Genomic DNA, 16,950 nt, shown 5'->3' with positions numbered 1-16,950 from the left:
CACGTGCGGCCTAGTTTGTCACACGGACGCCGCCGTAGACGCCGATGCCGCGACCGAGGAAGCCGGTGACGGGCTCGTATTTCTCGTTGGTCAGGTTGTCGACGCGCGCGAACACCTTCGTGTACGGATTGACTTGGTAGTTCGCCGCAACGTTCAGCAGCGTGTAGCCGGGGTTGATCGTCGGCGCGAAGAAAGTCCGGTCTCGATCAGCGAATTCGCCGATGTAGAGCACCGTTGCCGAGAGCGTCAGCGGATCGTACGGCGAGTAAGCGACCGTCACGCTGCCCTTGTTGCGCGGGCGGCGAATGAGTTGCTGTTTCGTTTGCTCGTCAATTGCATCAGTGTAGGTCCAATCGGCTCGGACCTTGATCCGATCAGTCACCTGGGCGGACACAAAGGCCTCAACGCCGCGAGTCGTTGCCCGATTTATGTTTCCAAGCGTCGATGTAAAATCGGGAAGGAAGACGGTCGAAATCAGGTTCGTGATGTCGTTGTGAAAGTACACAGCACCGACGCGCAACTGGCCACCCGCCAACGGCTGCTCAAAGCCGATATCGTAACCGAGGCTTTCCTCCGGCTTGAGATTCGGGTTGCCGAAGAAGAAGAAGTCCGGAAAATCTTCGAACAGCTGGCTGAGCGTCGGAGCTTTAAAGCCGGTGCCGACGCTGCCCTTCAGTTTCGTCTCGCTGCCCGCGATGATGTAGGACGGCGCGACACGCCACGTCGTGTGTCCGCCAAAGTGCTCGTTCTCGTCATAGCGGACGTTAGCTGCCAGGAATGCGCGCTCGAACGGTTGAGCCTGCAATTCTAGCCAGCCCCCAGTGTTCGAGTTCTCGGCTCCAAAGCCTGGCTTACTGAAGCGTTCGATCTCGTGATCCGCGCCCGCGATCAAGAACTGACCCGGTAGGAAAGCATATTGCGAACGCCAATCGATCCGCGTGCGATCGCCGATCGTGCTGCGCGAGCTTCCATCCGGCGACGCGCTGTAGCTCTTCTGCTCGAAATAGTTCGCGCCGAGCGTATTGACCAAGCGACCATCGAAGGTTTGCCAGACGGCTTCGCCGCGCGTCGCAAACTGCTCGATCTGTTGCCGGCTCTGTTGTGCGTTCGGAACAGCCGCGAATGTGACGGGGTCGAAGCCGTCGCCCGTGAAGCGCAACGTCGCATCGGTGTAGCGCGCTACGAAGTTGATGCGGAAATTCTCCGTCAGTTGCGCGCCGAGCTTCGTCGAAAACGTAAGGTTATCGTAGAAGTCGTTGATACGCCGCTGCCCCGGCGGCAACAGCTCAAGCGGCGTCACCGGCACCGACTCGGCGCGGAAGTGGCTGACGTTGAAGGCGTAGTCGAACCTTTCGTGCGAGCCCGACACGTTGACGTTCTGATTGAAAGTGCCGAACGAGCCGCCTTCCAGCGTAACGGCAGCCTTCGGCGGACCTTCGCCGCGCTTGGCCGTGATCGCAATGATGCCGCCGAGTGCATCCGAGCCGTAGAGCCCGCTCTGCGGACCGCGCAGCACTTCGACACGCTCGATGTCGCCCGTCGCGGCGAGATTGCCGAAATCGATCAAGCCGGTCGCCGGATCGTTGATGCTGATTCCGTCAACCAGCACTTTGACGTGGTTCGAGTTGGTGCCGCGCATGAAGACCGATGTCTGGTTGCCCGGACCACCGCTCGGCACGACGACAAGGCCTGGCACTGTCTGCAAAACTTCCGGCACGGTGCGGCGCTGATCGCGCTCGATCTGCGCAGCGCCGATCACGGTGACGGACGAGCCGATACGCTCGACCGGCGTCGGAACGGTTGTCGGCAGACTTGCGCGCTCAACGGCCGGAGCCGGTACGGCGGCAACGGGCGCAACCGGACGGGTAGCGCGGCGCGTGCCGCGGCGGCCCTGCGTCGTACGCTGACGCTGCGGCACGACGGCCTCGCGCGGCTGCGGCGCCGGAACGACGACAGGATCGAGCGTCGCTTGCGCTTTCACTTCGGTCGCTATGGTGGAAACGGAGAGAATACTGCTCGCCAGCAGGATGTGGCGAATCTTAAGAGACGAAAGAGACATGACGGCCTCGAGGTACGTGGCACGTCACCGCGAACGAAACCGCTCCTTCGTACGAAGAAGCAGTAACCGCCAGTTCACCCCGACCGACGTGCTCGCGTGTGACCACGAATGACGGCAGGTCTCCTGGCTCGCGGGTCATCGCCTGCTCTCACCTTCCCGGGGCGAACCCAGTGGTCTCATGAAAGCAAGCTCGTCGCTTACAGTTGCGGGGGCAGCCGCGGCATAGTGGAGTTGCCTCCCCGGCACCGCGTTCCCTTTTGATCCCCGAAGGGAACCGTCACCGTCAGTTATGGTAGTGGGGTCGCCCGAGTCAATTTATGGCGACGGTGTGGCGGCGCTTCGCACTCAGAGTGTGTCTAATATGCCGCTCATCGTTCCGGCTTCGGCGCCAGCGAGCGTGCGATGAGCAAGACAGCGATCGTAAGGAGAGCGCTGACGGTCGCCGAACGCGGCATCCCATTGGCAAGCACCGCTGCCGTCCCGGCCCACCCGATCGATGAGAAAGCTTCCGCGAAGGTCGCGATGCGCGACGACGTTTGCCGGCGATGGAATTGCGCACGCCGGGCCTGCGCGCGAAACCACAGCTGAACCATTGTCGCTGAGCCACCGGAAACGAGCACGCCGATTGCCAATACGAGCGCGAGGTAAACGGAGGCCAACGCGAAAGCGAATACGAACGGCAATAAGATGATCGCAATCGCGCCGAGAACGGCTTCGACTTTCGCGCGCGTTGCTTGAGCCGGAGAGATTGGTGCGGTGGCGACCAGCTCCGGCGCGTCTTCGCCCGAGATGGCGAGCCATGCGAGGCCGCCGGCAAGTTGACCTGCAGCCATAACGAGAACCGGCATGAGCAGGACAAGCGAGTCCCGCCCGTGACCGTAGGTGCGCCAAAGGAGAAGCGCCGGAGGCAGCAGATACAGCAGCTGCATCATGCTCTGGGATATCAGCCAGGGGTCCCGCATCAGCAGCACCCACTCCTTGCGACGCAACGCCTGCGCCGGCGATCTCCAACGGAATGCTTTCAGAACTTTGGCACGGCGCGTCTGCGCTTCGCCGACATTCGCGGCTAGCGCCGTATATCGTACAAAACGATGCGAGAAGATCGTAATGACGAGCGCGATCAAGCCGAATGCTATTCCGAGCACCGCGATCAATCGCGAGGTATCGCCGAGAGCCGCGCGCGCCGGATACCACCATGCGCTGTCGACATCGGGCGCGATCGCGACAAGCCAATCGGTCTGCAGCAGAGAGAGATGCGACAGCGTTTCCGAAGTGAAGATCGCAACGACCTGCAGGCCGATAATAAAGAAAGCGCCGACGATCGCCGCCACGAGTTGTGCCGCGAACCGCGTGCGACGCGCGCCGACGACATTGAAGAGGATTGCGGTGAGCGTCACCGCCAAAGCGGCCGCAACGCAGCCCATCGCCATGACGACGCCGTAGGCACTGAGCCAAAACGCGCCTTCGCGAACCGTCAGCACGTTGATGAAGGGCGAAGCGAGCAGCAGCGCCATCACGGCGATCGAGATGGCGACGATAGCGAGACGCACGACAAACACGCGCCGCAGCACAGCGGGCGACGAGTGGATCAGGTCGAGATCAGCGCGAGCGTAGAGAATGCGGGTCGCGGATTCCATCGCCTGCGAGATCATCAAGAAGAAGTAGAGCAGAAAGCCGCCGGTCAGCAGCAAATAATTCGCCTTCGCTACGGCGAAGTCGGTAGCCGAAAACTTGCGCACCATGAACCAAGCGAATCCATGCACGCCGATCGCGAAGAGAATAAGAATGAACGCGACTTTACGCGCGCGCGACTTCTTGCCCGCGGTGAGCAGCTGATACCAATCGCGCCACGACAGCCGCAGCTCGTGCGCCGCAAGCCACGGTATAGAGCCGGGCGTGCTCATGCGGCAGCCGTATCGGAGGTCTCGTTCTCCTCGGCGACGAGCGCCAGGAACGTCTCTTCGAGCGTCGTCGTGCCGCGCGTCTGCTCACGCAATTGTGCGAACGTGCCTTCGGCGATCAATCGCCCCTTCGCAATGACGCCGATACGTTCGGCCATGCGCTCGGCGACTTCGAGAATGTGTGTTGTCATGATGACGGTCGCGCCGCCATCGACACGCTCACGCAGCACTTGCTTCACCTGCCGCGCCGAACCTGCGTCGAGGCCGGTCAGCGGCTCGTCCAGAATGATGACCTCGGGTTCGTGCACCAGCGCGCCGGCGAGTGCCACCTTCTGGCGCATGCCTTTCGAAAAGCCGCCGCAATATTCGTGCGCGTGCGGAGCCAGGCCGAGCCAGTCGAACAAGTCGGTGGCGCGCTTCTGCGCGACCTTCGCGTCGATCGCCCATAGGCCGGCGACGAATTCGAGATACTCGAACGGCGTGAGCTTGTCGTAGATCATCGGCTCGTCAGAGATCCAGGCGACGATGCGCTTCGCTTCGACCGCGTTGAGCAAAGCGTCTCGGCCCGCGATGTGGATCGTGCCGGCGTCCGGCTGCAGCAATCCGGCAACCATGCGCAGCGTCGTCGTTTTGCCGGCGCCGTTCGGGCCGAGCAATGCGTAGAATTCGCCGCGATTGACCGTGAGATCGAGGCCCGCAACCGCGGGGCGATCGAAAGTTTTGTACAGCCCGCGAATTTCGAGAGCGTGAGCTTGCTTCGGATTGAGCATGTGGCGGCTTCCCTGATGGGTAGCCTTATAGATGACAAGAGTTTCGGAGCCGTGAAGCCACGCGCGGTAGTTAGAGTAACTAGCGCGTTAACGTCACCGTCATGGCCCGCTTCATGCGGGCCATGACGACGTTTTGGTCTGAGCTTCAGCCTAACCGCTCGAGCAATGCCATCGCGGCTTGCGGGTTGCGCTCCTTGTGTCCCGAAATGACATACAGGAACACGTCGCGCGGCTTCTTCGCATCGGCTTTGCCGACCGATTTCATGTCCGACGGAACGCTTCCCGACGCCCAGGTCTTCGCGCGCTCCGCCCACGTGTCCAGCGCTTTCTTGCTGTAGCCGAGCTTCTCGTCTTCGCTCGTCCCCTGGATACGCGCGTAGACGAACGGCGCGGACGTATCGGCGATTTCGACATATTCGGAGTCGCCCGCCGTGATGATCGCAATGCCCTGTTCGCGCGCAGCGGCGATCACTTCGGCATCGGCAAAACTCTCGTGACGCACTTCGACCGCATGCTGGATCGCGCGCCCTTCCACCGTCCTCGGCAGCAACGCAAGAAACTTCGCAAAATCTTCGGGATCGAATTTCTTCGTCCCCATCAGCTGCCAGTTGATCGGGCCGAGTTTGTCCTTGAGTTCGAGAACGCCGCTCTTGAAAAAGCGCTCGACCGAGTCACCAGCTTCAGCAAGAATTTTCCGATTAGTCGCAAAACGCGGGCCCTTGAGCGCGAAGACGAAATCATCCGGCGTTTCTTCGTGCCATTTGGCAAAGGTCGCAGGCTTCATCGAGCCGTAGTACGTGCCGTTGACCTCGATCGACGTCAGCTTGCTGCTCGCATATTCGAGCTCGCGCTTCTGCGACAGCTTGTCGGGGAAAAACGTGCCGCGCCACGGCTCGAAGGTCCAGCCACCGATACCAACCCGGATGCGTCCTTCGGCTTTTTTCGTCACGGCGTCAGTCCAAAATGTGAGAGGCGGCGCACTAGAGCATTTTCAAGTGAAGTGGTCACCGGTTCGCGTCAAGAAAATGCGACCATTCATAAACGAGAGCCTACGCTTTGTTTATCAAAGCGCAGGCTCGATAGGCGCCGCCGCGTTCGCGCTAGCGTTCGACGATCGGCTTGAAGCCGCCGTAGATCATGCGCTTGCCATCGAATGGCATGTTCGTCGGATCATCCATTTTAAGCCGGGGATCGGCCATGACCTTGGCATTGATCGCGTCGCGCGCCTCGCGGGATTCGTAAGTGATCCACGAGAAGACGACGACCTCGTCATCTTTCAAATGTACGGCGCGCGGGAAGGACGTCAGTTCGCCGACCGGCACATCGTCGGCGATATTCTCGATGAACGACAACGCGCCGTGTTCCATCCAGACATCAGCAGCCTTGCCTGCCAAAACCTTGTAATCCTCAACGCGATCCTTCGGCACCGCGACGATAAAGCCGTCGACATATGGCATCAGCACTCTCCTTGGTTATTTCTGAAGTCTATGGATCAAGGACGCATGGGCTGGCAGCAATCCGACAATTCGACGCATAAAAAACGGCGGCCACGCGGGCCGCCGTTTTCCGTTGCAGGACCGTGACTTAGTTGACGGGGCCGGTGCCGCCGATGTCTTCCATCGTCGGATCGGACGGCTTCACGCCGGTCGCGCGGTTGACGAGCACTGTGACGACCCAAAGCCCGATGCCGATCGCGAGCAACACGCCCGCGATGGTGTATTGCTCCGGATTGCGGCCGGTCCATGGGCCGACCAGGAACGCACAAGAAAGCGCGCCGAGGATCGCGAGCGGCGTCGGCGTCCTGAAGTGACTGTGCTCGACTTTGTCCTTGCGCAAGATCAGCACGCAGACATTCACCACCGTGAAGACGCAGAGCAGTAGCAGCGCGGTCGTTCCGCCGAGCTGCGGCACGCCGCCCACAAAGGTGATGAGGCCGAAAGCAAGCAGCGTCGTGAAGGCGATCGCGATGTAAGGCGTGCGGCGCGTCGCGTGCACTTTGCCGAGCACCGCCGGCAGCACGTTTTCGCGGCTCATGCCGTATACGAGGCGGCTCGCCATCAGCATGTTGATGAGCGCGGAATTCGCCACCGCGAACATCGTGATGAAGCCGAATATCCAGAGCGGGAAGTTCGGCGCACCTGCCGATACGACTTTGAGCAACGGCGTTTCGCCTTCGCCGAGTTGCTCCGGCGGCACCAGCGTGATCGCCGAGATCGAAACGAGCACGTAGATCACACCGGTGATCACGAGGCCCGCGAGCAAGATCTTCGGGAAGATCTTTGTCGGATTTTCTGTTTCCTCCGCCATATTCACGGAATCTTCGAAGCCCACCATCGCGAAGAAGGCTAGCGTCGTCGCCGCTATGACGGGCCAGATGAAGCTGCCGTCCACCGTGTTGAACTGCGTGATGCGCGAGACATCGCCCTGCCCGGCGCTGATCGCCCACAGGCCGACGAAGATGACGATCAACAGGCCGGTGAGTTCGACGCAGGTGAGCAGCACGTTTGCCTTCACGCTCTCGCCGACGCCGCGAAAGTTGACCGCCGCGACAATCGCCATGAACGCGAGGCCGACGATCGTGATGCCGGTCGTCGAGAAGTTGAAGCCGAAGGCGTGCGACATGTTCGCGGCGAAAGCGCGCGAGGCGGTCGACGACGACGTGATGCCAGAGCACATCACCGCGAAGGCGACGATGAAGGTCACGAAGTGAATGCCGAACGCTTTGTGCGTGTAGAGCGCAGCGCCGGCGGCCTTCGGATATTTCGTGACGAGTTCGAGATAGCTGAAGGCAGTGATGACCGCGACGATGAAAGCTACCAGGAACGGCAACCAAACGACGCCGCCGACTTGTTTCGCGACCTGGCCGGTCAACGCATAGATGCCGGTGCCCAAAATATCGCCGACGATGAAAAGCAGCAGGAGCCAAGGCCCCATCACGCGATGAAGACTTGGTTCGACCTTCGTCTGGCCGTTCGCGGTCACGTCTGTCATTGGCAGCCTCCCCAGGTTAGCCGCCGAAATGCTAACCCGTTTATTCCTTGCAACCCACGCGAGTGGCGCATGGCTGCTGGCGACCAAGCCGTTTTTCCATGGAATACCAGCGGTTTAAGGGTGCGACCAAAGCGCACACCCATAAGATTTTATTCTTTGACACTTGATCGCCGAAACGCTACAAGGATTTATTTCCTTGGAGATTGTCATGTCAGAGATTACCGAAAGGCTCGAATTCCCGCTGCTGATGGCCGCGCAGGCGCAGAAACACATCACCCACAACGAAGCATTGGCGATGCTCGACGCGCTCGTCCAGCTCTCGGTCCTCGATCGTGACCTGAAGGCCCCGCCCGATCTGCCGGCGAGCGGCGCGCGCTATCTCGTTGCAACTGCGCCCACCGGAGCCTGGGCCGGGCACGCCGGCGACATCGCCGCGTGGCAGAGCGGCGGCTGGTCGTATTTCAAGCCGAAAGTCGGCTGGGCTCTGTGGGTCGCGGACGAAGCGCAGTTGCTCGTGTTCAACGGCAGTTCGTGAAGCCCGAGCAGCACGCAGCAGACGCAGAACATTCCGATGTTCGGCATCAACGCGACGGCAGACGCAACGAACCGGCTCGCGGTGCAGTCGGACGCATCGCTGTTTAACAACGCGGGCAAAGGGCATCAGATCAAACTCAACAAGGCGACCACCGGCGACACGGTGAGCTTCCTGTTTCAGACCGGATGGTCTGGCCGTGCAGAAGTCGGCGCAACTGGCGACGACAAGCTCCACTTCAAAGTTTCGCCCGACGGCTCGACATGGCGCGAGGGTCTGATCATCGATGGCGCGGCTTATATCAGCCTCGGCGGCGTGACCGCGCCTTACGTCGATAACTCGTACACGCTCGGCAATTCCACGCGGCGGTGGTCGGCCATCTATGCGGCAAACGGCACGATCCAAACGTCAGACGCGCGCGACAAGGATCTCGTCGGGCCGCTCAGCTCTGCGAGCGGATTGGTCGACACCATTGAGCCTGTACTGTTTCGCTGGAAAGTCGGCGGCAACGTTCAGAACGACGACGGCACGGTTGCGGAAATTCCGGGGACGCGCATTCACGCCGGCTTCATCGCGCAGGAGATCAAAGCCGCGATGGACGCGCAGCACCTCGACTTCGGCGCATGGGGCCTTGACGATAAGAATGATCCCACCAGCCGGCAGTGGACCCGGCCGGATCAACTGATCGCCGTGCTGTGGGCAGCCTTGCGGGAAACGCGCGCGGAACTGCACGCGCTCTCATCGCGCGTTACAGGATGAAGCGGCTCAAGTCCGCGTTCTTGGCGAGATCGCCGACGTGTTGACGCACATAGTTGCCGTCGATCGTCACGGTCTCGCCGGAGCGGTCGCTCGCCGAGAACGAAATCTCGTCGAGCACGCGCTCCATCACGGTCTGCAGGCGGCGCGCGCCGATATTCTCGACCGAGCTGTTCACCTCGACAGCGATATCCGCAATCGCGTCGATCGCATCGTCCGTGAAGCTGAGCGTCACGCCCTCAGTCGCGAGCAGCGCCACCGTCTGCTTGATCAGCGAGGCTTCCGTCTCGGTCAGGATGCGGCGGAAGTCGTTGCGGGTCAGCGGTTTGAGCTCAACGCGGATCGGTAGACGGCCCTGCAGTTCCGGCAGAAGATCGGCGGGCTTGGCGACGTGGAACGCGCCCGATGCGATGAAGAGGATATGATCGGTCTTGACCGGCCCGTGCTTGGTCGAAACCGTCGTGCCCTCGATCAACGGCAGAAGATCGCGCTGCACGCCCTCGCGCGACACGTCGCCACCCGCGCGGCCATCGCGCGCGCAGATCTTGTCGATCTCGTCGAGGAAGACGATGCCGTTGTTCTCGACGATGTGAATCGCCTCCGAAGTTAGCTGCTCGGTGTCGAGCATCTTGTCGGACTCTTCGTTGATGAGCTGCTCGTACGAATCTTTCACGGTCGTGCGCACTTGCTTCGTGCGTCCGCCGCCGAGCTTGCCGAAGATATCGCCGATCGACATCGCGCCCATTTGCGCACCCGGCATGCCGGGGATCTCGAACATCGGCATGCCGCCGCCCGAAGACTGAAGCTCTATCTCGATTTCCTTGTCGTCGAGTTCATTGGCGCGCAATTTGCGCCGGAACGAGTCACGCGTCGCCGCGCTGGCATTCTCGCCGACGAGCGCGTTGAGCACGCGTTCTTCAGCCGCTTGATGCGCGCGTGTGCGCACATCCTTGCGCCGCTTGTCGCGTGTCATGCCGATCGAAATCTCGACGAGATCGCGCACGATCTGCTCGACGTCGCGACCGACATAGCCGACCTCGGTGAATTTCGTCGCCTCGATCTTGAGGAACGGCGCAGCCGCGAGCTTTGCGAGGCGGCGCGAAATTTCGGTCTTGCCGACGCCGGTCGGCCCGATCATCAAGATATTCTTCGGCAGAACCTCTTCGCGCATCTTGTCGTCGAGCTGCAGACGGCGCCAACGATTGCGCAGCGCAATCGCGACGGCGCGCTTCGCGTCGGCTTGTCCGATGATGAAGCGGTCGAGTTCGGAAACGATCTCGCGCGGAGAGAAATCGGTCATAAGCTATCCAAAAATGAGAGCGTTTTACTTAGTTATCCGCCGGCCGATTGCCATTGGCGTATGGCGTCGAGCGGATACAGCAGCATGATGATGTTGAGAGCGAGGTTGTCGCGGATTGCGTAGAGCATCAACACTTCGAAGCCAATCAGCATCGCGACCGATCCCCACACCGGCAGCCACGCGGCGGCGAAGAAGCCGAGGATCATCGCGACGTTGTCGCTGACCGAATTGAGGATGCTATCGCCGTAGTAGTCGAGCGAGATCGTGCCGGCGCGATAGCGGTTGATGATCATGTCGGTGTTTTCGACGATCTCCCACGCGCCTTCGATGACAACCGCCAGCACGAGCCGCAACGCGACGCTGGAGCGCGGGACTAACCAAGTGAGTCCTGCGTAAAAGAGCACGCCGTGCAGAACATGCGAGAACGTATACCAGTCGGCGATGTGCTGCGAATTCTCCGAGCTGTTGGCAACGCCGTGCCAAAGCTTCACGTAACCGCAGGTGCAGATCGGCGTGCGCCCCATGGCGAACAGGATCGCGGCCTGCGCGGCAAGCAGCGCCAGCACAATCGCCACGGCGACGCCGGGCGTCAGCCGCTGAACCGGTCCGCGATCGAGGGCCGCGTCGGTCATTCGGTCGCCAATGTCTCGAGCGTGACGTTGCGGTTCGTGTAGACACAGATATCGGCCGCGATGCTCATCGCGCGGCGCACGATCTCCTCCGCCGAGTGATCGCTGTCGGTCAATGCGCGCGCGGCCGACAATGCATAGTTGCCGCCGGAGCCGATGCCCATCACGCCGTTCTCCGGCTCGAGCACGTCGCCGGTGCCGGTCAGCACCAGCGAAACATTCGCGTCGGCGACGATCATCATCGCTTCGAGCCGGCGCAGATAGCGGTCGGTCCGCCAATCCTTCGCGAGTTCGACGGCGGCGCGCATCAGTTGCCCAGGATACTGCTCGAGCTTGCTCTCCAAGCGCTCGAACAGTGTGAAGGCATCAGCCGTCGCGCCCGCGAAGCCGCCGATGACGTCGCCCTTGCCGAGGCGGCGAACCTTGCGCGCATTGCCCTTTATGATCGTCTGTCCGAGCGAGACTTGGCCGTCACCGCCGATTGCCACGGTTCCGCCCTTGCGGACCGTTAGAATCGTGGTTCCATGCCAAAGCTCAGGTTGTGTTCCCTGCATACGTGCCTTCCGTGGTGTGTGCCCCGATTTATGCACTTGATGCTTCGGGCGCAATTGCTTGACTTCGCAGGGTCCGGAGGGCCACAAAGCCGCATTCGCGACGTCCGCCAGCCCTATTCCTCACATCAGTCTGTATACCTAAGGCTTCATGCGCAGCTATCTCGATTTCGAAAAACCGGTCGCCGAACTGGAAGCCAAAGCCGACGAATTGCGCGTGATGCATACGGGCGATCAATCGCTCGGGCTCGCGGACGAGATTTCGCGTCTCGAAACGAAGTCGAGCCAGACGCTGCGTGAACTCTATCAGGCGCTGACGCCGTGGCAGAAGACACAAGTCGCCCGGCATCCGGAGCGCCCGCACTGCCTCGATTACGTCAACGCGCTGATCACCGACTTCACGCCGGTCGCGGGCGACCGCAAATTCGGCGATGACGCCGCCATCGTCGGCGGCTTCGGCCGCTTTCAGGGCGAGAGCGTCTGCGTTATCGGTCACGAGAAGGGCTCCACCACCGACGCGCGTCTCAAGCACAATTTCGGCATGGCGCGCCCCGAAGGCTATCGCAAAGCCGCGCGGCTGATGGAGATGGCGGACCGCTTCTCGATTCCGGTGCTCGCGCTGGTCGATACGCCCGGTGCCTATCCGGGCATCGGCGCCGAAGAGCGCGGTCAGGCTGAAGCCATTGCGCGCTCGACCGACGCGTGTCTTGCGCTCGGCGTTCCGAATGTCGCGATGGTGATCGGCGAAGGCGGTTCGGGCGGCGCGATTGCAATCGCGACGGCAAACCGCGTGCTGATGCTCGAGCATGCAATCTACAGCGTGATCTCGCCGGAAGGTGCCGCCTCGATCCTGTGGCGCGACACCGCGAAGGCGCAGGAAGCCGCGACCAACATGAAGATCACGGCGCAGGATCTCCTGCGCTTCGGCGTCATCGATACGCTGATCCCGGAGCCGCTCGGCGGCGCGCATCGCGACAAGCAGGCGACGATGCAATTCGCCGGCAAGGCGATCGCGACCGCGTTCGCGGGATTTGCCGGCATGGATCACAAAGCCGTGCGCCAGCAGCGCCGCGAGAAGTTCCTCGCAATCGGCCGCGCGCTCGCGATCTAAAGTTTAGCGGATTTGGCCGCCGGCTTGGCGCGTCAACGCGCCGGCATTGCTCTGCTTCTGCGGCGAGGCCGGAGCCGACATCTGCGGCTTATCGTGCAGCGGAAATTCCGTGAAGAACGTATAGGCCGCATAACCAGCCCCCGCGATGACGCCACAATAGAGGCCCAACGCGAGAATGGTCTTCGCGATATCTTCGATCCAACTTTCGCCAGGCCGACGCACGGGACGCCTCATCTTCTTTGCGGTTTGGCTTGCTTTACCGCGATTCGCCTTGGCAAGTCGTTTCCCGCCGTCTCCTCACATCGTGAATTCCCGCCGTAGCGTAAATGAGCCGTTAGGGTTCATTTCGCAGCGAGACCGCTCTATCCTGCGCCACAACCAATAAGTGCACCCAAGGACAACACACGCGATGCAGAAAAATGGCTCGACCCGGCGCAGTGTTATCGCGGCTCTCGCGGCACCGCTCGTTCTGCCCCGCGTCGCCTTCGGTCAGGCCGAGTATCCGAACAAGCCGGTCCGCGTCGTCGTCCCCTATCCGCCGGGCGGCGGCGCCGACACGACGGCGCGCATCCTCTACCAAAAGCTCGGCGAGAAAATGGGCCAGCAATTCGTCATCGATAACCGCGGCGGCGCCGGCGGCACAATCGGGGCTGCGGCGGTCGCGAAGGCGGCACCCGACGGCTACACGATCCTGCATGACGGCACCGCGCATTCGGTCAATCCGTCGCTGTATCCGAACCTCACCTACGATACCGCGAAAGACTTTCAGGCCGTTTTTCTGGCGACGCTGGTGACGAACTTTCTGCTGGTCAACAACGCGGTGCCGGCGAAGACCGTCGCGGACGTCATCGCGATCGGAAAAGCGACGCCGGCCGGGCTCGACTGGGCCTCATCCGGCAATGGCACAGTGCAACATCTCGCGATGGAGATGTTCCGCCAGCGCACCGGCATCGCGATCAATCACGTGCCGTATCGCGGCGGCGGGCCGGCGCTCAACGATCTCATCGGCGGCCAAGTGAAATACTTCTTCTCCAATGGCGCGGCATCGATCGGCCATGTGCGCTCAGGCTCGCTGCGTGCCGTCGCGCATTCGGCGCGCGAGCGTTTGAAGAGCTTGCCGGATGTGCCGACCGTCGCCGAGACGTTGCCGGGTTTTGAAGCCTACGAATTCAACGCCGTCTTCGTGCCGACCGGCACGCCGGTTGCGATCGTGCAGAAACTCAATGCAGGATTGAATGACGTTATAAAACAACCGGACATCGTCAGCCGCCTCGACGAGCTCAACCTCGAAGCGAAGGCAAACACGCCGGACGAGTGCCGCGCCTTCATCCAAGCCGAGATGACGAAATGGGCCGCTGTCGTGAAGGAAGGCAACATCAAGCTCGGTTAACCACCGCACTTAACCACGGCACCTGCGGTTGTTAGACCCGTAAAGTTTGATCGATCCATTTAAATTACTTTTGTAATCGCGCCCCGATACTCGCGTACCGGGAAAAGCGAGGGAACAACGCTGCCCAGATTGTTATCTGCGGGACAGACGATTCCATGACGCGACTTCAAAAGACTGCCCTCGCGCCGATCAAGCGCGCAGCACTCCGTGCCGTTGAAGCGGACGCCACGTCCGCGCGTCGGCAAGCGCGCAATCTCATAGAGACAAACCAACGGTTGGATGCTGCGCTCGCGCAACTCAACCAAGGTCTCTGCATGTTCGATGCAGAGCAACGCATCCAAGTTCTTTCCTCGCGATTCCTCGACATCGTGCGCACGACGACTGACGAGTTTCCACCCGGCACGCCACTGCGCAAGCTACACGAACTGGGCGTCTTGCGCGGAGTTATCGATCCGGAGAATGCCGAAGAGGTCTATCAGAAATGGCTCGCGGCTTTTGCCAAAGGCAAAACCTGGCAGTTCGATCGTGCGCTGCCGGATGGGCAGATCGTCGAATATCGCGTGTGGCCGATCGAGAACGGCGCAGGGATCTGCACGATCGAAGACGTGACAACGCGCCGCCAGCGCGATGCCGATTACTTGACGGCGGTCGAAGAGCTCAAGATCAGCCATCAGCAATTCAACAATGCGCTCGATAGCATGACGGACGGCTTGTCGATGGTCGACAAGGATTTCCGTGTTCTCGTCATCAACCAACGCTTTGAGGATTTATTCGGCGTGCAGCTGGAGGCGGTGCGCGGGGAAGACGTTCGCGACGTCATCACGCGCATCGTCGAGTCGGGGGTCTTCGGATCGATCAAGCCGCGACCGTTTATGCGCAAGATTTTCAAGAATGCCGAGAAAGGGCTCGTCTCGACATTCACCCTGGCAAGCGGCCGCACCATCCGCATCACGCATCAACGCGCCGCCGGCGGCGGCTGGACCGCGATCTATCAGGACGTCACCGAGTCGACGCTTGCGCACAAGCGCGTTGCGCATATGGCAACGCACGACGCGCTGACGGATTTGCCGAACCGCAAGTTGTTCCTCAACCGCCTCAATGCCGGGCTTCAACGCGCGCGGCGGCGCCAAGGCGCTCTCGCGATCCTGTGTCTCGACCTCGACGACTTCAAATCCGTCAACGACACGCTCGGGCACCCGACGGGCGACAAACTGCTGCAGGAGCTTGCCAAGCGGCTGCGTCGCGTCGCCGGCAAACGCGCGACTGTCGCGCGGCTCGGCGGCGATGAGTTCGCCATCATTCAAACCGGTCATCAGCCGGACGATGCTATTCGGCTGGCTGAACGTATCGCTGCCGCGATGGCTAAACCGCTCGATTGCGACGGCCAGTTGCTCAATGCTTGTACGAGTATCGGCATTGCGGTCGCGCCGACCGATGCGGAAAACGCCAACGATCTCATGAAATGCGCCGACCTCGCGCTCTATCGCGCGAAGGCCGAAGGGCGCGGGTGTTACGCACTTTTCGAGCCGGCGATGAACCGGAAGATCTTGGAGCGCCGCACGATCGAGAACGATTTGCGCCGCGCTCTCGGCAATCAAGAATTCGTCCTCCACTATCAGCCGCAGGTGCGGCTGCAGGACGATCAACTCATCGGCGCCGAGGCCCTGTTGCGCTGGAACCATCCCGAGCGCGGGCTGATCATGCCGGCCGATTTCATCCCGCTCGCGGAGGAGACGGGGCTGATCGTTCCAATCGGCGAGTGGGTGTTGCGCGAGGCGTGTCGCACGGCAGCAAGCTGGCCGCCGAATGTGAAGATCGCCGTCAACATATCGCCGGCGCAATTCGCGTTGCGACATGGGTTGATGGCTCTGGTGCCGAAGATTCTCGAAGAAACCGGCTTGATGCCGTTCCGCTTGGAATTCGAAATCACAGAAGCATTGCTGCTCCGCGATCTCGACCGCGCCTTCGCGGCACTGCATGAGTTGCGCGCGCTCGGCATCAGGATTTCGCTCGACGATTTCGGCACCGGCTATTCGTCGCTGAGCTATCTGCGTGCCTTCCCGTTCGATCGCATCAAGATCGACCGCTCATTCATTGCGGGACTTGGCGCACGTGACGATAGCAACGCGATCGTGAAGTCGGTTGTCGACCTCGGCCGCAATCTCAACATCCCGACCATCGGCGAAGGCATCGAGACGATCGACCAATACAAATTGTTGCGCGCGTTCGGCTGTCAGGCCGGGCAAGGCAATTTCATCAGCCACCCGCAGCCCGCCGAGAGCGTGTTCGGCGAGTTCACGCTGCGGAAAGACGAGCGGCGCGTCGCTTAAGCGTTACTGCTGGACGACGACTTTAGTGCCGACGCCGACGCGCTCGTAGAGATCTTCGATCTCCGGATTGGCAAGACGGAAGCAGCCGGACGATACCGCGTGGCCGATCGTGTCGGGCGCGTTGGTGCCGTGAATACGGTAGACCGTGCTGCCGAGATAAAGCGCGCGGGCGCCCATCGGGTTGCCCGGACCGCCGGCCATCCAGCGCGGCAGATACGGCTGGCGCTGAATCATCTCGGGCGGCGGCGTCCAATCCGGCCATTCCGCTTTGCGCGAGACCTTCAAGATACCCTGCCAGGTGAAGCCATCGCGGCCGACGCCGATGCCGTAGCGCATCGCGCGGTTGTTGCCCTGTATGACGTAGAGGTAGCGATCCGACGTATCGATGATGACGGTGCCGGGCTCTTCCTGCGTGCGATATGTCACCGGCTGTCGGCGAAACTGGTACGGCATTTCGACCGGCCCCGATTGCAGCTGCGGGCTCATCGTGATCGGCGGCTCTTCAATCGTGGGCTCGGGAATATTGCCGACCGGGCGGTGAAATTGCGCGCGCGCGGTTGACGGGATGGCCGCCGCGGCCAAAAGGCCGAGCACAGCAGTCCGACGATTCATGGCGATAAGCTCCTGGAG

Annotated in this window: 16 protein-coding genes and 1 riboswitch; of the genes, 5 read left to right on the top strand and 11 right to left on the bottom strand. The window is 61.5% G+C overall.

The annotated features are described in order from the left end of the window. Positions 1 to 10: 10 nt before the first annotated feature. The 6 genes from GJW30_RS07490 to GJW30_RS07465 form a co-directional block, all read right to left on the bottom strand. Complete coding sequence (locus tag GJW30_RS07490) at positions 11 to 2,059, bottom strand: TonB-dependent receptor plug domain-containing protein (RefSeq protein ID WP_096353703.1); 2,049 nt, start codon at positions 2,057 to 2,059, stop codon at positions 11 to 13. 96 nt (positions 2,060 to 2,155) lie between these two features. Beyond that, a riboswitch (cobalamin riboswitch) is annotated at positions 2,156 to 2,353 on the bottom strand. Positions 2,354 to 2,427: 74 nt separating this feature from the next. Beyond that, complete coding sequence (locus GJW30_RS07485; protein WP_096353700.1) at positions 2,428 to 3,963, bottom strand: permease; 1,536 nt, start codon at positions 3,961 to 3,963, stop codon at positions 2,428 to 2,430. Beyond that, positions 3,960 to 4,730: an ABC transporter ATP-binding protein gene (locus tag GJW30_RS07480; protein WP_096353697.1), complete on the bottom strand. Its 771-nt coding sequence runs from the start codon at positions 4,728 to 4,730 to the stop codon at positions 3,960 to 3,962. Before GJW30_RS07480 ends, GJW30_RS07485 begins: the two co-directional genes overlap by 4 nt. 145 nt (positions 4,731 to 4,875) lie before the next feature. Beyond that, on the bottom strand, positions 4,876 to 5,679 hold the full coding sequence (locus GJW30_RS07475; RefSeq protein ID WP_096353694.1) for a DUF72 domain-containing protein: 804 nt from the start codon (positions 5,677 to 5,679) through the stop codon (positions 4,876 to 4,878). Positions 5,680 to 5,830: 151 nt separating this feature from the next. Further along, a complete protein-coding gene (locus GJW30_RS07470) occupies positions 5,831 to 6,187 on the bottom strand; it encodes a DUF1428 domain-containing protein (protein WP_096353691.1) in 357 nt (118 codons plus the stop codon). A 127-nt stretch (positions 6,188 to 6,314) separates the two neighbouring features. Beyond that, the gene (locus GJW30_RS07465; protein ID WP_096353688.1) at positions 6,315 to 7,721 is read right to left on the bottom strand and encodes an APC family permease; all 1,407 of its coding nucleotides are present in this window, start codon (positions 7,719 to 7,721) and stop codon (positions 6,315 to 6,317) included. 208 nt (positions 7,722 to 7,929) lie between these two features. Between GJW30_RS07465 and GJW30_RS07460 the strand changes: the two genes are divergently transcribed. Next, positions 7,930 to 8,256, top strand: a complete 327-nt coding sequence (locus GJW30_RS07460) for a DUF2793 domain-containing protein (protein WP_130364793.1) — start codon at positions 7,930 to 7,932, stop codon at positions 8,254 to 8,256. Between the two features lie 36 nt (positions 8,257 to 8,292). Beyond that, complete coding sequence (locus GJW30_RS07455) at positions 8,293 to 9,012, top strand: tail fiber domain-containing protein (protein WP_096353684.1); 720 nt, start codon at positions 8,293 to 8,295, stop codon at positions 9,010 to 9,012. On the opposite strand, the gene hslU is transcribed toward GJW30_RS07455, so the two are convergent. The 3 genes from hslU to hslV are packed head-to-tail and all read right to left on the bottom strand — an operon-like array spanning position 9,002 to position 11,492. Further along, a complete protein-coding gene (hslU, locus tag GJW30_RS07450) occupies positions 9,002 to 10,309 on the bottom strand; it encodes an ATP-dependent protease ATPase subunit HslU (RefSeq protein ID WP_096353681.1) in 1,308 nt (435 codons plus the stop codon). The two genes, GJW30_RS07455 and hslU, sit on opposite strands and share 11 nt — an antisense overlap. Before the next feature lie 32 nt (positions 10,310 to 10,341). After that, on the bottom strand, positions 10,342 to 10,941 hold the full coding sequence (locus GJW30_RS07445) for a DUF2585 domain-containing protein (RefSeq protein WP_096353678.1): 600 nt from the start codon (positions 10,939 to 10,941) through the stop codon (positions 10,342 to 10,344). Further along, positions 10,938 to 11,492 (bottom strand): ATP-dependent protease subunit HslV, encoded by a 555-nt coding sequence (gene hslV, locus GJW30_RS07440; RefSeq protein ID WP_096353676.1) that lies wholly within the window; start codon positions 11,490 to 11,492, stop codon positions 10,938 to 10,940. The genes GJW30_RS07445 and hslV overlap by 4 nt, the downstream gene beginning before the upstream one ends. 148 nt (positions 11,493 to 11,640) lie before the next feature. On the opposite strand from hslV, the gene GJW30_RS07435 reads away from it, so the two are divergent. After that, positions 11,641 to 12,600, top strand: coding sequence for an acetyl-CoA carboxylase carboxyltransferase subunit alpha (locus GJW30_RS07435; RefSeq protein WP_096353673.1), 960 nt, complete (start codon positions 11,641 to 11,643; stop codon positions 12,598 to 12,600). Between the two features lie 3 nt (positions 12,601 to 12,603). Here the strand turns inward: GJW30_RS07435 and GJW30_RS07430 are convergent, their stop codons facing one another. Continuing rightward, the gene (locus GJW30_RS07430) at positions 12,604 to 12,822 is read right to left on the bottom strand and encodes a hypothetical protein (RefSeq protein ID WP_130364791.1); all 219 of its coding nucleotides are present in this window, start codon (positions 12,820 to 12,822) and stop codon (positions 12,604 to 12,606) included. A gap of 187 nt (positions 12,823 to 13,009) precedes the next feature. Between GJW30_RS07430 and GJW30_RS07425 the strand changes: the two genes are divergently transcribed. Continuing rightward, on the top strand, positions 13,010 to 13,990 hold the full coding sequence (locus tag GJW30_RS07425; RefSeq protein ID WP_096353667.1) for a Bug family tripartite tricarboxylate transporter substrate binding protein: 981 nt from the start codon (positions 13,010 to 13,012) through the stop codon (positions 13,988 to 13,990). A gap of 155 nt (positions 13,991 to 14,145) precedes the next feature. Further along, complete coding sequence (locus GJW30_RS07420; RefSeq protein ID WP_096353664.1) at positions 14,146 to 16,320, top strand: putative bifunctional diguanylate cyclase/phosphodiesterase; 2,175 nt, start codon at positions 14,146 to 14,148, stop codon at positions 16,318 to 16,320. 3 nt (positions 16,321 to 16,323) lie between these two features. On the opposite strand, the gene GJW30_RS07415 is transcribed toward GJW30_RS07420, so the two are convergent. Beyond that, positions 16,324 to 16,932 carry a L,D-transpeptidase gene (locus tag GJW30_RS07415; RefSeq protein WP_096353661.1) on the bottom strand — a complete coding sequence of 203 codons (609 nt, stop codon included), beginning with the start codon at positions 16,930 to 16,932 and terminating at the stop codon, positions 16,324 to 16,326. Positions 16,933 to 16,950: the final 18 nt, after the last annotated feature.

The sequence above is a fragment of the Variibacter gotjawalensis genome (assembly GCF_002355335.1).
Lineage (GTDB): Bacteria > Pseudomonadota > Alphaproteobacteria > Rhizobiales > Xanthobacteraceae > Variibacter > Variibacter gotjawalensis.
The sequence above is the reverse complement of the archived record's forward strand: the minus strand, read 5'-3'. Positions and strand labels throughout refer to the sequence as shown.

Excerpts from the sequence above, each read along its gene's own strand:
- GJW30_RS07460 (WP_130364793.1), top strand. The coding sequence starts at position 7,930 with ATGTCAGAGATTACCGAAAGGCTCGAATTCCCGCTGCTGATGGCCGCG.
- GJW30_RS07425 (WP_096353667.1), top strand. The coding sequence starts at position 13,010 with ATGCAGAAAAATGGCTCGACCCGGCGCAGTGTTATCGCGGCTCTCGCG.
- GJW30_RS07445 (WP_096353678.1), bottom strand. The coding sequence starts at position 10,941 with ATGACCGACGCGGCCCTCGATCGCGGACCGGTTCAGCGGCTGACGCCC.
- GJW30_RS07480 (WP_096353697.1), bottom strand. The coding sequence starts at position 4,730 with ATGCTCAATCCGAAGCAAGCTCACGCTCTCGAAATTCGCGGGCTGTAC.
- hslU (WP_096353681.1), bottom strand. The coding sequence starts at position 10,309 with ATGACCGATTTCTCTCCGCGCGAGATCGTTTCCGAACTCGACCGCTTC.
- GJW30_RS07465 (WP_096353688.1), bottom strand. The coding sequence starts at position 7,721 with ATGACAGACGTGACCGCGAACGGCCAGACGAAGGTCGAACCAAGTCTT.
- GJW30_RS07455 (WP_096353684.1), top strand. The coding sequence starts at position 8,293 with ATGTTCGGCATCAACGCGACGGCAGACGCAACGAACCGGCTCGCGGTG.
- GJW30_RS07485 (WP_096353700.1), bottom strand. The coding sequence starts at position 3,963 with ATGAGCACGCCCGGCTCTATACCGTGGCTTGCGGCGCACGAGCTGCGG.
- GJW30_RS07435 (WP_096353673.1), top strand. The coding sequence starts at position 11,641 with ATGCGCAGCTATCTCGATTTCGAAAAACCGGTCGCCGAACTGGAAGCC.
- hslV (WP_096353676.1), bottom strand. The coding sequence starts at position 11,492 with ATGCAGGGAACACAACCTGAGCTTTGGCATGGAACCACGATTCTAACG.
- GJW30_RS07470 (WP_096353691.1), bottom strand. The coding sequence starts at position 6,187 with ATGCCATATGTCGACGGCTTTATCGTCGCGGTGCCGAAGGATCGCGTT.
- GJW30_RS07490 (WP_096353703.1), bottom strand. The coding sequence starts at position 2,059 with ATGTCTCTTTCGTCTCTTAAGATTCGCCACATCCTGCTGGCGAGCAGT.
- GJW30_RS07415 (WP_096353661.1), bottom strand. The coding sequence starts at position 16,932 with ATGAATCGTCGGACTGCTGTGCTCGGCCTTTTGGCCGCGGCGGCCATC.
- GJW30_RS07420 (WP_096353664.1), top strand. The coding sequence starts at position 14,146 with ATGACGCGACTTCAAAAGACTGCCCTCGCGCCGATCAAGCGCGCAGCA.